Below are 15,031 nucleotides of genomic sequence, written 5' to 3'. Positions count from 1 at the left end.
GACGAAGGTATTCGTTGTTTTTAGGCTTAATCTAAATAAGCGCGCATCGTATACAAATAGTTTAATGTTAAGATAGGGGTTGCAGAAGCGTTATCATACCATATATCTCTTTTTCAATGACATGAATGATAAGTAATAAAAAAGAGATAGTAAGACGAATCAATAGAGCCTATAGATGAATCAAAAGAAAGTGAAAAAAGCGGGATTACGCAAAGGTGGTTTTACATTTAAACAATTTTTTGTTGCTCATGATAAGTGTGAAATGAAAGTAGGGACAGATGGCGTTTTACTCGGAGCCTGGGCACCTATCGAGAATGTAAAAAGAGCTCTTGATATCGGTACGGGGAGTGGATTAGTTGCTTTAATGTTGGCTCAACGGGCTAACCAAATTGAGTGTATTGATGGCATTGAACTTGATGAAAATGCGGCATTACAAGCTACAGACAATGCCCAAGCATCACAATGGTGTTCATTAATTCATATTTATCATTGTGATATTCATCATTATGCAGAACAAACACAAGGTAAGTATGATTTAATTGTCAGTAATCCCCCTTATTTTGAGCCGGCAATTGCTTGTCGTAATGATGTTCGTGAACAAGCTCGTTATACTAAAACATTAACGCATGAGGGATTATTGGACAGTGCGCAATCACTTATTACAGATGATGGTTTATTTTGTGTTGTGTTGCCCTATGCTATTGGTGAACAATTTATTGAAATAGCAGAAAAAAAAGAGTGGAATATTGTCAAGCGAGTGAATATCAAAGATAGCGCAGACAAACCCTACCATCGAATATTGTTAGCATTTCAAAGACAAAGTGAAAGTTGCATTGGATGTAATATAGAAGAGCTTATTATTCGTCATAATGAAGGTCATTACACTGATAAGTTTCAATCTTGGGTAACTGACTTTTATTTATATTATTAAATCTATATTTAATAATGCCTTGTTTAAGATAATATATATTGTTGTAAGTAATCGTATATATCTAAATAATATCATTGTGTTATCGTTTCTTTATTGGCAAATTGCATATTGGCTGGTGATCACCATGATAATTTTTTTGTGATTCATCTCTTAAAATAATGATTGAATTGAACTTCATACTATTTTTACGCTCTAAGTCATGTAGCTCATAAAAAACGAGAAGGAATAACGAGAGTAAATATGACGGAGTCATTTAAAAATAGTGCGAAGCTTGACTTCGGGAGAGTCCATCTCTAATGAGCGAGCAGTTAACGGACCAAATGTTGGTTGAAAAGGTACAAAATGGTGACCAGAATGCGTTTAATTTGCTGGTTATCCGCTATCAACACAAGGTAGCAAGCCTGATTTCCCGTTATGTACCACAGGGTGATGTGCCAGATGTTTCGCAGGAAGCCTTTATTAAAGCTTACCGAGCCATAGGTTCTTTTCGTGGTGATAGTGCTTTTTATACATGGCTTTACCGCATTGCGGTGAATACCGCAAAAAATTATCTGGTGGCACAAGGGCGACGTCCGCCTTCAAATGATTTAGATGCGAGTGATGTCGAAAATTTTGAATCACCAAACGCATTAAAAGAAATTTCGAACCCTGAGAATTTAATGTTGTCTGAAGAGTTACGGAGAGTGGTTTTTCACACCATAGAGTCATTACCTGAAGATCTAAGGGTTGCTATAACACTTCGGGAACTTGACGGACTGAGCTATGAAGAGATAGCCGTCATTATGGATTGCCCTGTCGGAACAGTACGTTCACGTATTTTTAGGGCGCGAGAAGCTATTGATAATAAGGTTCAACCATTAATACAAGAGTTTTGATTGTGGGTGAACCATCATTGACTGAAGGGTACTTTTACATGCAAAAAGAAAAACTTTCTGCATTTATGGATGGCGAAGTTCTTGATAAAGAATTAATGGGAACAATTGCGCGTGATGACTCCATGAAAGAGACATGGCAACGTTACCATTTAATTCGTGACACAATGCGTGGTGATGTAGGTGAAGTAGTCCACTTTGATATCGCAAGTCGCGTTGCGCTCGCTTTAGAGAATGAGCCTGTCCGCATAAGTCCTGAACAACAACGAGAGCAGCAACCTGCGCCATCACAATGGCGTCAGCACTCTTTCTTACAAACGTTACGTCCTTGGGCAAGTCAGTTAACTCAAATCGGTGTCGCGGCTTGTGTTTCATTAGCTGTTATTGTTGGTGTTCAGCAATATAATGGAAAGAATGGTTCTGAAGATTTCCAAGTAGACACTCCTGTATTTAATACCCAACCTATTATGGGTTCAGGTGCGCCAGTGAGTTTAAATCTTCAAAACGATACTTTAGGCAAAGACCAGCAAACACGTTTACAAGAGCGCAATCAGCGCCTTGGCTTAATGTTGCAACAGTACGAGTTAGATCGTCGTATTTATAATGCACCACAAAATGAAGCACCTGCGAATGAGCAAGGTGTCACTCAACCAGTAGCTGCACAGCAATAATAACGACGTAAATGTATAAATAACGTGTGGGAATGAAACAGTCGTAATGAAAAAATCATGGTTATCCGCCTTATTATTGGTGGGCAGCCTGTCAATGTCGATACAAGCCTTGGCACAACCTCAAACGGGTAGTGTCGAGGCTTTGTTGCAAAAGATGGGTCATACAAGTCAAACTTCTACCTATGAATTATCTTTTATCAATATCAATTCTCAAGGTATTGTCCCTATTCGCTATCGTCATACTCTTATTGATGACAAACCCCTTGCACAACTAATGCAAATGGACAGTACACGTCGTGAAATTGTTCAACGTGGTAATGAAATTAGTTATTTTGAGCCAGGATTAGATGCCTTTAGCTTGAGAAATGATCATATTGTTGATTATATTCCAGCTATTATCTACCAAGATTTCAATGAGTTATCGGGATATTATAACTTTATCGATGCAGGTAGAACACATATCGGTGATATTCCAAGTCGCGTTGTGCGTGTGCTATCAAAAAATAATGACCGTTATGATTATGTCCTGTTTATTGATGAAGAAAGATATCTTCCTTTAAGAGTGGATCTTTTAGATAAAAATAATGACATTATTGAACAATTTAGGGTGATCACGGTGAATGAAGGCAATGAGGTTGAAACTAAATTGAATTCATTACGTACGGTTAATATGCCGCCAGTGTTACTTATTCCTAAATCTAAATCTTTAGTTTATAACTGGTCAGTCAGCGAGTTACCTGATGGTTTTAAAGAAGTAAAACGTAGTAATCATCAGATTTCTGAAACTGAATTTAGTCAGTCTATTTTATTTAGTGATGGCTTATTTGACTTCTCTATTTATGTTAATAAAAGTGGTCAGCAAACAAATTCGCCCGAACGCGATAAAATGTTAAGGTATGGTCGTAATACAATTTATACCTATGACAAAGAAGGCAATGAAATTACCTTTATTGGTCAATTACCATTTTCTACGGCACAGAAGATAGTCAACAGTGTTGTATTTACGAAAAAGTAAAAGGTATAAGTTATGGTTAAAGAGTGGGCAACAGTTATACATTGGCATGAAGGAAGAGCGTTATTGCGCTACGGTTCCTCTTCTGGCTGTGGTAGTTGCCAAGCTCGTGCCGCGTGTGGCTCTTATTTATTAAATAAAATAGGGCCCGAAACTGTTCATCAACTCGAACTTCCTGTTGCACAACCTTTAGTTGAAGGGCAAAAAGTGGAAGTAGGGATCCCTGAAAATAATTTACTCCTTTCGGCTATGTTGGTGTATTTAACGCCACTTATTGGTCTATTTATTGTTGCGGGTATTGCGAGCCTTTGGTTTTCCAGTGAATTTGCTATTTTTTGTAGTGGTCTTGCTGGTGGCCTTCTTGGCTTTTTATTAGCAAAAAAAGTGGCAACATGGTGGAGTAAAGACGAAGGGTTTGAGCCTGTTATATTACAAATAGGTCTTCCTCCTCATGAACTTAAGGTTCAATTTCAAGAGTAGCTGACAGATAAAAAAGATGGGGCATTAGCCCCATTATTTTTGCTTGGTTAATTTTGTTATCGTTTTCATCTTAAATTAACACGTTTCGATATCTGGAAATTACCTCAAAAAAATCACAAATAAATGTAAGTCTTAGCATAAATGTTTGTGTTTGATGAACGTTTCTTTGAGTATAATGTCTCTAGTGTGTAGAATGCGTCATCAATAATAACTCCTGCAATATAGAGTTTTCGCTTTGTGTCCATGAATGACTCCAAAGCCAGATTTATAGAGCAAAGCAATAGAGAAAAATAATTTCAGAATGAAAAACATACGTAACTTTTCCATTATCGCACATATTGACCACGGTAAATCGACGTTATCAGATCGAATTATTCAAATTTGTGGTGGCTTATCAGATCGTGAAATGGCTGCGCAGGTTCTTGATTCTATGGATCTTGAGCGTGAACGTGGTATTACAATCAAAGCGCAAAGCGTAACCTTGAATTACACCGCAGATGACGGTGAAGTTTATCAGCTTAACTTTATCGATACCCCAGGACACGTTGACTTCTCTTATGAAGTATCTCGTTCACTTGCTGCTTGTGAAGGCGCCTTATTGGTCGTTGATGCAGGACAAGGGGTTGAAGCACAAACATTAGCAAACTGCTATACGGCGATGGACATGGATCTCACCGTCGTTCCAGTTTTAAATAAAATAGATTTACCTGCAGCTGAACCTGAGCGCGTTGCTGAAGAAATTGAAGACATTGTGGGAATTGATGCCACAGATGCAGTTCGTTGTTCTGCAAAAACAGGTATTGGTGTTAAAGAAGTTATCGAACGCCTTGTTAAAGAAATTCCAGCACCTGAAGGTGATCCCGATGCTCCATTACAAGCACTGATCATTGATTCATGGTTTGATAACTACCTAGGTGTTGTTTCACTGATCCGTGTTAAAAACGGTAAAGTGAGTAAAGGTGATAAAATTAAGGTGATGAGTACTGGTCAAGTTTATAACATTGACCGTATTGGTATTTTCACACCAAAACAAATTGATACAACACAATTAAATTGTGGCGAAGTAGGTTGGGTTGTTTGTGGTATTAAAGATATTTTAGGTGCGCCTGTTGGGGATACTTTAACAGCAGCCCAAAAACCAGCAGATAAACCATTACCGGGCTTTAAAAAAGTGAAGCCACAGGTTTATGCAGGTTTATTCCCAATTAGCTCTGACGACTATGAATCATTCCGTGATGCATTAGGTAAATTAAGCCTGAATGATGCTTCATTATTCTATGAGCCAGAAAGCTCAACCGCGTTAGGTTTTGGTTTCCGTTGTGGTTTCTTGGGTCTTCTTCATATGGAGATCATCCAAGAACGTTTAGAACGTGAATATGATCTTGACCTGATCACAACAGCTCCAACCGTAGTTTATGAAGTTGAAATGACGAGCGGTGATATTGTATTAGTGGATAGCCCGTCTAAATTACCGCCACTGAATAATATTGAAGAAATCAGAGAGCCTATTGCTGAATGTCATATGTTATTACCGCAAGAATACTTAGGTAATGTAATTACTTTATGTATCGAAAAACGCGGTGTTCAGACCAATATGGTCTATCATGGTAATCAGGTCTCATTGACTTACGAAATTCCGATGGCTGAAGTGGTCTTAGATTTCTTTGATCGATTAAAATCCACATCACGCGGTTATGCCTCTTTAGACTATAACTTTATCCGCTTCCAAGGCTCTAACATGGTGCGTGTTGATGTCTTAATAAATAGTGATCGTGTTGATGCATTAGCATTGATTACACATAACGATAATGCACCTTATCGTGGCCGTGAATTGGTGGAAAAAATGAAAGAATTTATTCCACGTCAACAGTTTGATATCGCTATTCAAGCGGCAATTGGTAACCATATTATTGCTCGTTCAACTGTTAAACAGTTACGTAAAAACGTATTAGCCAAATGTTATGGTGGTGACGTTAGCCGTAAGAAAAAACTGTTACAAAAACAGAAAGATGGTAAAAAACGTATGAAGCAAATTGGTAACGTAGAGCTACCACAAGAAGCGTTTTTAGCCATCCTTCATGTTGGTAAAGATAAATAATTTAAGGAGAAAACATGGCTAACACGTTTGCCTTGATCCTAACGCTGGCAACGCTAATAACGGGAGTTTTTTGGGGAATTGAGCGCTTTAAGCTCAAGCCAGCCCGAAAAGCAAAACTAAAGCGTCTTCAAGAGATGACGCAAGGGACCGAGGATCAGCAAGAGTTAGCAAAATCAATTAATAAACCAAGCTGGGCTGAAACCTTAGGTTCTCTTTTTCCAGTATTGATTATTGTTTTGGTTCTGCGTTCATTTGTGTATGAGCCGTTTCAAATACCTTCTCGCTCCATGATGCCAACCTTATTGGTTGGCGATTTTATCTTGGTTGAAAAGTTTGCTTATGGATTAAAAGATCCAATAACACAAACAACGTTAATAAATACAGGAAAGCCAAAACGAGGTGATATTGCTGTCTTTAAATATCCTCGTGATCCTTCTACTGACTTTATTAAACGTGTTATTGGATTACCGGGCGATAAAATTGTTTATGATATGATGTCGAAAAAAATACATATCTACCCAAATTGTAATAAAGCGATTTGTAACGATGAGATTTCGGTGACATATGGTACCGCTTATCCAAGTGAATGGACGCTGTTGTTACAAAATGTACCGGGTGGTCAGCGTATAAATGGCATGAAATCAATTCCGATTGAAGATCCTATTTCAACAGCAACTCAACTACGTGAAGAAGAACGCGTAGAAACGATAGGAAAAGTCTCTCACCGTATTATGACAATACCTGGTGATATGACAATGCCTGAGTTTATCCAACCAGGATTACCCGTTGGTACTTGGATTGTTCCTGAAGATCATTATTTTATGATGGGGGATAATCGTGATGGAAGTTCTGACAGTCGTTTCTGGGGCTTTGTACCAGAGAAAAATTTAGTCGGTAAAGCGACAACAATCTGGATGAGCTTTGAAAAAGTAGAGAATGAATGGCCTACAGGTGTTCGTCTCAGTCGTATCGGTGGCATTAAGTAACTATTGACAAAATAGCTACAGCATTCCTTTCTATCTCAGTGTAGAATATGCCACTTCTTTAAATATGATTGGCTCCTGTTATTCACAGGAGCCAGTGCAAACGCAACAGTTCTGTTATCCAACCCGATAATTTCTCGTTGTCTTAAACAGATTTGTTGCGTGTGCTTCAAATTAAGTTATGGAACTTGATCGCACATGAATACTTTATTAGTAAACCAGTTACAAAAGAAACTGGGCTATACTTTTACGCAAAATGAATTATTACTACAGGCTTTAACGCATCGTAGTGCAAGCAGTAAACACAATGAACGTTTAGAATTTTTAGGTGATTCAATTCTAAGCTATGTTATTGCTAACGCGCTCTATCATCAATTCCCTCGTGTTGATGAAGGGGATATGAGCCGAATGAGAGCAACGCTTGTTCGTGGAAATACACTTGCTGAATTAGCGCGTGAATTTGAACTAGGTGAATGTCTGCGTTTAGGCCCTGGAGAATTAAAAAGTGGCGGTTTCCGCCGAGAATCAATTTTAGCGGATACGGTGGAAGCTTTAATTGGTGCTATTTTCCTTGATAGTGATATTCAAAATATCGAAAAAATTATTTTAAAATGGTATGAGAATCGTTTGGCTGAAATCAGCCCAGGCGATAAGCAAAAAGATCCTAAAACTCGTCTGCAAGAGTATCTGCAAGGGCGCCATCTACCACTACCATCTTATATTGTGGTACAGGTTCGTGGTGAAGCCCATGACCAAGAGTTTACGATCCATTGTCAGATAAGCGGTATCGATCAACCAGTCAAAGGGATGGGTACAAGCCGTCGAAAAGCTGAACAAGCCGCTGCTGAACAGGCATTAATACAACTGGAGCTTGAATGAGCGAAGAACAAACCTATTGCGGATTTATTGCGATAGTCGGTCGCCCAAATGTGGGAAAATCAACACTACTGAACCAATTATTGGGGCAGAAAGTATCTATTACATCACGTAAACCGCAAACAACGCGTCATCGTATCATGGGTATTGATACTGACGGTGCTTACCAAGCGATTTATGTTGATACACCGGGCTTGCATATTGAAGAAAAGCGAGCTATCAACAGACTAATGAATCGCGCAGCAAGTAGCTCGATTGGTGATGTTGAACTGGTGATTTTTGTTGTTGAAGGCACCAACTGGACGCCTGACGACGAAATGGTATTGAACAAATTAAAATCATTGCGTTGCCCTGTTTTATTAGCAATTAATAAAGTGGATAACGTCATTGATAAAACCAAGTTACTTCCACATATTGGCTTTTTAAGCCAACAAATGGATTTTCTTGATGTTGTGCCAATCAGTGCAGAAAAAGACATGAATATCGATACAATTGCAAAAATTGTTCGTAAATGTCTGCCTGAAGCTATTCATCATTTCCCAGAAGATTATATTACTGATCGCTCTCAACGTTTTATGGCGTCAGAAATTATTCGTGAGAAATTGATGCGTTTCTTAGGTGAAGAATTACCTTATTCTGTCACTGTCGAAATTGAGCAATTTGTGACTAATGAACGCGGTGGTTACGATATCCACGGATTAATTCTGGTTGAGCGTGAAGGCCAGAAAAAAATGGTTATTGGTAATAAAGGCGTAAAAATCAAGAAAATTGGCACCGAAGCCCGTATGGATATGGAAGACCTATTTGAAAACAAAGTTCACTTAGAACTTTGGGTGAAGGTTAAAGCAGGTTGGGCTGATGATGAACGTGCCTTACGTAGCCTTGGCTATGTGGACGATTTAAAGTAGGTAACTGAAGTGGATGGCTGGCAACGTGCATTCGTTATCCATGCTCGACCTTACAGTGAAACGAGTTTATTACTCGATTTTTTCACTGAAAATGAAGGGCGAGTACGCATATTGTCAAAAGGTGCGCGAGGCCGTCGTTCTCCCTTAAAAGGGGCACTTCAACCTTTTACTCCTCTGCTCATTCGTTGGAGTGGGCGAGGAGAAGTTAAAACCCTTCGTGATGCTGAACCTATCTCTTTAGCTTTACCGCTGACAGGCTCTGTTCTTTATAGTGGCCTGTATCTTAACGAACTCTTATCTCGTGTTTTGGAAAATGGCACTTCTTACAGTGTGCTTTTTTTTGAATATCTTTCTTGCTTACAAATTCTTGCAGCTAGCGACACTACACCAGAAGCAGCCTTAAGACGCTTTGAACTGGCGCTATTAACCCAACTTGGTTATGGACTGGATTTTTTGCATTGCGCAGGAAGTGGAGAGCCTGTTTCAGATTCGATGACTTATCGTTATCGAGAAGAAAAAGGTTTTATTGCGAGTTTAGTGGTTGATCATAATAGTTTTACTGGATTTGAATTAAAATCCTTAGCCAGTCGCGAATTTCCTACTGTTGAAACATTAAAAGCGGCAAAAAGGTTTACTAGAATGGCATTAAAGCCTTATTTAGGTGGAAAACCATTAAAAAGTAGAGAACTTTTTAGACAATTTGCCATTAAAAAAGCCCCAAAGAAAAGAGCATTGATGGTAGAACAGTAATATTGTCTTTTTCTTCTCTATGGAATGTGTAAACTAAGGTAATGCAACGTTATTTTTCAGGAGAAGAGCATGTCTGATATTCTACTTGGCGTTAATATTGACCATATCGCCACCCTTCGTAATGCCCGTGGCACAACGTATCCCGATCCTGTTCAAGCGGCTTTTGTTGCAGAACAAGCGGGCGCTGATGGTATCACTATTCATTTACGTGAAGATAGACGTCATATCACTGATCGTGACTTAATGCTGATAAGCCAAACAGTTCAGACAAGATTAAATCTGGAAATGGCTGTCACTGAAGAAATGATCGAGATCGCGTGCCAAACACAACCTGATTTTTGTTGTTTAGTGCCTGAAAAACGCCAAGAAGTAACAACAGAAGGTGGTTTAGATGTTGTTGCTAATGAAGAAAAGATAGCTGATGCCATTAAACGCTTATCTTTGGCGGGTATTAAAGTTTCTCTGTTTATTGACCCTGACCATGAACAAATTAACGCGGCGGATCGTGTTGGCGCACCTTTTATTGAGATCCACACTGGCGCTTATGCTGACGCTGAAGATGAAATGGCTCAAGAAAAAGAATTTGTACGTATTCGTGATGCAGTGACTTATGCCGCCTCTAAAGGCTTAAAAGTAAATGCAGGGCATGGTTTGCATTATCACAACGTACAACGTATTGCTGCCTTACCTGAATTGTATGAACTGAATATAGGTCATGCCATTATTGGTAGAGCCGTATTTAGTGGTTTAGCGCCAGCAGTTGAAGAAATGAAACGTTTAATGCGAGAAGCGCGCCGCTAATGGCTATTGTTGGTTTAGGTATGGATATTGTTGAAATATCGCGTATCGAAGAAATTATAGGGCGTACTGGTGAACGCCTTGCTCGTCGCATTCTCACTAATGCAGAATGGGAAATTTACCAATCCCATAAACAGCCAATACGTTTTTTAGCTAAGCGGTTTGCAGTAAAAGAGGCCGCTGCAAAAGCATTAGGAACAGGTATTCGTTTAGGATTGGCTTTTAATCATTTTGAAGTACGTAATGATGAGTTAGGTAAACCCACATTGCATTTTTTAGCGGTTGCAAAAGAAATGGCAGAGAAAGCGGGGATAAACTCTATTCACGTGACACTTGCTGATGAACAGCGCTATGCTTGTGCGACAGTTATTTTAGAAAAATAGCTCTCTTAGATTTATCACCCACAAAATCATGGATATAAGGTTTAGATCTTATCTGCGTGGTGGATCAACACGAATTTTTCCCATAACTCATCTTGAGATTCAGTATGAGTAGGATCAATGATGATCGTGTTAGTAATCGGACAAACCGATTGGCAAGTTGGTTTATCGTAATGTCCTACACATTCAGTGCAAAGATCAGGATTAATTTCATAAATATCATCCCCCATTGAAATAGCATCATTTGGACACTCTGGTTCACACATATCGCAGTTGATACATTTCTTCGTAATTAGTAAAGCCATATCAGTCACTTAATATATAAATTATTAAATTTCAGTAACTTATATCTTGCACTTATATGTTACCATCTATCAGTTTTGTGTCGCTATATCCGATAAAGTAGTGTTTTATCATTCAAATAGGAATATTACCCCAATCTTTTTGCTTAATAGGCACTATAAGTATAGGGGGGAGTAAGGTTACCATTTATAGTGAGTTTCCTAAAGTAGCATCGCTCAAATGCTTTATTAGAATGTATAAATAAAAGATTAAATATTTGCTAATGAAGAGAAATGAAAGCCAGTTGCACTAATAACATTACGTAATGTTTTTAATGTTGGGTTTCCTGTTGGTGATAATGTTCGATAAAGCGTTTCTCGAGATACTCCTGCTTTTTTGGCAATTTTTGCCATACCGCCCCGAGCTTCTACGACATGGCGTAATGCCATAAGAAAAGCTTCTTGCCCACCATCTTCATCAATATCAAGAAAAGCTTGGTGTAAATATACTTTTGCAAAACTAGGATCTTCACGCAAAAGCTCAATCATTGCGTCATTGTGTAAACGAGATTTTGGCATAATCTACCTCTTTAAATAATCTTCAGACATAGGATGGCTTTATTGATGTCAGCATCCTGAGTTCGTTTATCTCCTGCTAGAAGTAGCAATATAATTTCGCCATTGATTAAACTATAGTAGACGCGATAATCCACATCTTGATCAATTCGTAGCTCCCAAATGCTTTCACGACAAGGTTTATGATCGCCAAAACATTCACTTGCCATTCTATTTACTCGCGATGCAATTTTGGCTTTAGCAACAGGATCACGTATCTTTCTGAAATAGTCGGCATATAAGTCTTTGCCATCTATTGTTAGATAATGTTTGATAGTTTTTATTGGCAAAATGTAGCTTATAAGCTACTAAAATATATCAGTAATATATATTTAAAGCAAAACTATCTAAATAGAAAAATGAAAACAAATAACAAAAAATAGTATTTTTTGTGGTATCCCGCACACCTAACACTCTGTTATTGATGTTAAATAATGCAATAAATAAGGGGTGTATTATGCCAACACTGTTTAATATGTGGACATTTGCGCTTTTGTCCTTGGGTTTGGTATTAACACCAGGCCCTAATATGATTTACCTGATTTCACGCTCAATCTCTCAAGGGAAAAAGGCTGGATTTATTTCATTAATCGGTGTGGCTGTTGGCTATATTTTTTATATGTTATTAGCTGCATTTGGTATTACGGCTATTTTTATGGCGGTACCTTATGCTTACGATACATTAAAAATTTGTGGTGCTATTTATCTGTTTTATATTGCTTGGCAGTCGATTAAACCTGGTGGACGCTCTATCTTTCATCCGAAAAAACTCCTTTCAGGTAATACGACAAAGCTTTTTGTAATGGGATTTGTCACTAATCTTCTCAATCCTAAAATCGCATTGATGTACCTTTCACTTCTACCTCAATTTATAACTATTGGGAATGGTAGTGTATTAAATCAGTCATTAGTCCTTGGTAGTATCCAAATTATTATTAGTATTACAGTGAATGCCTTGATTGTTATTGCTGCGGGATCAATCGCTGGATTCTTTATGCAAAGACCACGCTGGGCATTAATTCAACGTTGGTTTATGGCGACAATCTTAGGGGCTTTAGCTATAAAATTAGCCACAGAAGCGCGCGTAAACTAAAGTTTTATCTTGCTATCTTTGTCATAAACAATTCAAGACAATCTCTTTAGTTATCAATAGAAAACAGGGTACAATATCCCGCTATATGATAATGAAGAGATATCCTTGTGAATAAAGTTAAAGATGATATTTATTGGATGCATAAAGCGATTGAGCAAGCGCAAAAAGCACAAGAAATCGGTGAAATACCGGTGGGCGCTGTATTAGTCGTTGATAATAAAATCATTGCTAAAGGATGGAATCATTCAATTATTGATAACGATCCCACGGCACACGCAGAGATTATGGCGTTACGCAAAGGGGGAAAGCATTTACAAAATTATCGTCTCCTTGATGCTACTCTCTATATTACTCTCGAGCCTTGTGTGATGTGTGCTGGAGCGATTGTACATAGCCGTGTAAAACGCGTGGTTTATGGTGCATCCGATCTAAAAACAGGTGCTGCTGGCTCATTTATTGATATCTTACAGCATCCGGGAATGAACCATAAAGTTGAGATAACGTCAGGTGTATTAGGTGAAGAGTGTTCACAGCTTTTAAGCCAATTTTTTAAGATGAGAAGGGCTGAAAAGAAACAACTTAAAAAGCAAAAGAATAGCCCTGTTTTAGTCAATACAGAACAAGCTACAAAAGAATAAATATCTGTTTACTGATAATTAAGGGTATAGGTTGCTTGTGCTTGGAAAGGGCCTGTTAGCAATGTTTGATTTTTCAGTGCAGAGGGTGATGCCTCAACATACGTCATAAAATTAAACTGAATACGTTTATTATTAAGAAGTCGAGTTGTGCTCGGCTTTTTTAATTGAATAACATTGCGTTGCACATCAGTAAATACAATCCCGATACTTTTAGGATCTTCAGATCCTGTACCAACAACGGCAAGATGATTCGACATAGTTGGATGCTCTTTCCCATCAAGTGTAATTGTGACACTTTTATAAATATCTTGGCTGCAATTTTCTAAACTAATACTAAAAGCAACGGGTTCACTTTTTTGAAAGGTATAGAGATCTTTGGCGGATATCTGCTTAAAATCGATTACCTTATTTTCATCACCAGCAACTATGGTACAACCATGTGTAACCACAACGCCTTTAAACTCCATATCACCACCAATCAGCTCTGTCGCAGCAAAGGTAGAAGGTGATAGTAACAATAAAAGAAAAATAGCAGATTTTATTATTGGATTTTCCATTACATAAACTCCGCAACTAATGTGGCATGTGCTGAAAACTCACCTTCTGTGATTTTGCTCCCTGCCTTTGCAATCGGAGCAGCAGTGACTTCCCAATTACCTTTAAAATTATTCAGCTTCCCGACAGAAAAATATTTATTAGGTGGCACAATCGTTCCTGATTTATCTCTTAAAACAATACCTAAATTTGTTCTATCTACAGGTCCTGTTGTACCAAGATAATTAGGATTAAAGCTGGCAACACCTGAGCTTCCTGTTTGAATTTTAAACATAATTCGACTGTTAGGGTTAGTAAAACTACCACCTTCACATTTTATTGGAATATTGCGTGTGATTTTATAGTTTTGGCCATTTAAATAGTCAGAAGTATTACCAACATTGCCAAAATCAAAGGTAATTGGAGAGCCATTATTAAATATGCATCTATCTTCAGTGGTTAAGATCCCTGAACTAATCACTAATTTTGAAATTGGTTCAGGGCCATACTCTTGATATAAGCCATTACCTACACGGGCATACATTTGCGCTACAGCTTGCCCTGTTAATGAAACCCCATTAATAATCGGTTTTTTCAGACGAAATACTAATACACCGCTACTTCCGGATGACATGTTGGGTTTTGGTGATTCAGGAACGCGACAACCTTGTTGCCCATTTCGATTGTTCGGCTTTTCAATAAAAGGAACTGTAGGAAGTGTTTCTGGGCCCCAAATAGAAAACTTGATCTGAACATCGACGTATTCATTAAGTTCATAGTAATTATTGCCTAAATAGCGTAGATCAGAATTCGCCATATAATAAGTGCGAGAATTCGGAACTAAGGGATCTTTAGGACAATAAACCGTTGCTAAATATCTATCAGGTAAAGAAAAATTTACTGTGGCAGTTTCACCGGGTCTGTTATTAGGAAATGTTGCGTTATTTAACTCAACTCTAAAAATATTAGGTCCTCCGACAGTGCGAACTTCACCATGAATATAAGCAGATGCCACAATCGGAGTACATAATATTGCGCCAGTAAAAAATAATTTTAGCGTATTGAAATAAAAATTTGCTGTTGTTGGTTTCATTTTATTCCTACCGGCGTC

General features: G+C 38.1%; 19 protein-coding genes. 14 read left to right on the top strand and 5 right to left on the bottom strand.

Annotation, left to right across the window (positions count from 1 at the left end):
- Positions 1–175 precede the first annotated feature (175 nt).
- The 12 genes from trmN to acpS all read left to right on the top strand — a co-directional run bounded on the left by trmN (position 176) and on the right by acpS (position 10,762).
- Entirely contained in the window at positions 176–931 is a 756-nt protein-coding gene (gene trmN, locus LW139_RS14230; protein ID WP_227335780.1) for a tRNA(1)(Val) (adenine(37)-N(6))-methyltransferase TrmN, read from the top strand.
- A gap of 296 nt (positions 932–1,227) precedes the next feature.
- Complete coding sequence (rpoE, locus tag LW139_RS14225; RefSeq protein ID WP_023581594.1) at positions 1,228–1,806, top strand: RNA polymerase sigma factor RpoE; 579 nt, start codon at positions 1,228–1,230, stop codon at positions 1,804–1,806.
- Between the two features lie 38 nt (positions 1,807–1,844).
- Positions 1,845–2,474, top strand: coding sequence for an anti-sigma-E factor RseA (gene rseA / locus LW139_RS14220; protein WP_208105208.1), 630 nt, complete (start codon positions 1,845–1,847; stop codon positions 2,472–2,474).
- A gap of 46 nt (positions 2,475–2,520) precedes the next feature.
- Positions 2,521–3,489, top strand: a complete 969-nt coding sequence (rseB, locus tag LW139_RS14215; protein WP_166540803.1) for a sigma-E factor regulatory protein RseB — start codon at positions 2,521–2,523, stop codon at positions 3,487–3,489.
- Between the two features lie 12 nt (positions 3,490–3,501).
- Positions 3,502–3,966 carry a SoxR-reducing system protein RseC gene (gene rseC, locus LW139_RS14210; protein ID WP_072068725.1) on the top strand — a complete coding sequence of 155 codons (465 nt, stop codon included), beginning with the start codon at positions 3,502–3,504 and terminating at the stop codon, positions 3,964–3,966.
- A gap of 301 nt (positions 3,967–4,267) precedes the next feature.
- Complete coding sequence (lepA, locus tag LW139_RS14205; RefSeq protein ID WP_166540801.1) at positions 4,268–6,064, top strand: translation elongation factor 4; 1,797 nt, start codon at positions 4,268–4,270, stop codon at positions 6,062–6,064.
- A gap of 14 nt (positions 6,065–6,078) precedes the next feature.
- Positions 6,079–7,050: a signal peptidase I gene (gene lepB / locus LW139_RS14200; RefSeq protein ID WP_166540800.1), complete on the top strand. Its 972-nt coding sequence runs from the start codon at positions 6,079–6,081 to the stop codon at positions 7,048–7,050.
- 195 nt (positions 7,051–7,245) lie between these two features.
- Complete coding sequence (rnc, locus tag LW139_RS14195) at positions 7,246–7,926, top strand: ribonuclease III (RefSeq protein ID WP_166540799.1); 681 nt, start codon at positions 7,246–7,248, stop codon at positions 7,924–7,926.
- A complete protein-coding gene (era, locus tag LW139_RS14190) occupies positions 7,923–8,831 on the top strand; it encodes a GTPase Era (RefSeq protein WP_036935334.1) in 909 nt (302 codons plus the stop codon). Before rnc ends, era begins: the two co-directional genes overlap by 4 nt.
- Before the next feature lie 9 nt (positions 8,832–8,840).
- Positions 8,841–9,581, top strand: coding sequence for a DNA repair protein RecO (gene recO, locus LW139_RS14185; protein ID WP_088495032.1), 741 nt, complete (start codon positions 8,841–8,843; stop codon positions 9,579–9,581).
- Positions 9,582–9,650: 69 nt separating this feature from the next.
- Positions 9,651–10,382, top strand: coding sequence for a pyridoxine 5'-phosphate synthase (pdxJ, locus tag LW139_RS14180; RefSeq protein WP_109407343.1), 732 nt, complete (start codon positions 9,651–9,653; stop codon positions 10,380–10,382).
- A complete protein-coding gene (gene acpS / locus LW139_RS14175) occupies positions 10,382–10,762 on the top strand; it encodes a holo-ACP synthase (protein WP_247850100.1) in 381 nt (126 codons plus the stop codon). The genes pdxJ and acpS overlap by 1 nt, the downstream gene beginning before the upstream one ends.
- 41 nt (positions 10,763–10,803) lie before the next feature.
- Here acpS and LW139_RS14170 read toward each other — a convergent pair whose 3' ends face one another.
- The 3 genes from LW139_RS14170 to LW139_RS14160 form a co-directional block, all read right to left on the bottom strand.
- Positions 10,804–11,064 (bottom strand): YfhL family 4Fe-4S dicluster ferredoxin, encoded by a 261-nt coding sequence (locus tag LW139_RS14170; RefSeq protein ID WP_072068718.1) that lies wholly within the window; start codon positions 11,062–11,064, stop codon positions 10,804–10,806.
- A 246-nt stretch (positions 11,065–11,310) separates the two neighbouring features.
- Entirely contained in the window at positions 11,311–11,619 is a 309-nt protein-coding gene (locus LW139_RS14165) for an addiction module antidote protein (RefSeq protein WP_166540798.1), read from the bottom strand.
- Positions 11,620–11,630: 11 nt separating this feature from the next.
- Positions 11,631–11,939, bottom strand: coding sequence for a type II toxin-antitoxin system RelE/ParE family toxin (locus LW139_RS14160; RefSeq protein ID WP_247851220.1), 309 nt, complete (start codon positions 11,937–11,939; stop codon positions 11,631–11,633).
- Between the two features lie 173 nt (positions 11,940–12,112).
- Between LW139_RS14160 and LW139_RS14155 the strand changes: the two genes are divergently transcribed.
- Both LW139_RS14155 and tadA read left to right on the top strand, forming a co-directional pair.
- Positions 12,113–12,748 (top strand): LysE family translocator, encoded by a 636-nt coding sequence (locus LW139_RS14155; protein WP_166540797.1) that lies wholly within the window; start codon positions 12,113–12,115, stop codon positions 12,746–12,748.
- Positions 12,749–12,855: 107 nt separating this feature from the next.
- Positions 12,856–13,386 (top strand): tRNA adenosine(34) deaminase TadA, encoded by a 531-nt coding sequence (gene tadA / locus LW139_RS14150; RefSeq protein WP_109407340.1) that lies wholly within the window; start codon positions 12,856–12,858, stop codon positions 13,384–13,386.
- A gap of 8 nt (positions 13,387–13,394) precedes the next feature.
- Here tadA and LW139_RS14145 read toward each other — a convergent pair whose 3' ends face one another.
- Complete coding sequence (locus LW139_RS14145) at positions 13,395–13,943, bottom strand: fimbrial protein (protein ID WP_247850099.1); 549 nt, start codon at positions 13,941–13,943, stop codon at positions 13,395–13,397.
- Positions 13,943–15,013, bottom strand: a complete 1,071-nt coding sequence (locus LW139_RS14140; protein ID WP_109407338.1) for a fimbrial protein — start codon at positions 15,011–15,013, stop codon at positions 13,943–13,945. Before LW139_RS14140 ends, LW139_RS14145 begins: the two co-directional genes overlap by 1 nt.
- Positions 15,014–15,031: the final 18 nt, after the last annotated feature.

It is taken from the genome of Proteus vulgaris, from assembly GCF_023100685.1.
Classification (GTDB): domain Bacteria; phylum Pseudomonadota; class Gammaproteobacteria; order Enterobacterales; family Enterobacteriaceae; genus Proteus.
Note: the sequence above shows the minus strand (reverse complement) of the source record. Positions and strands in the feature narration are given on the sequence as shown.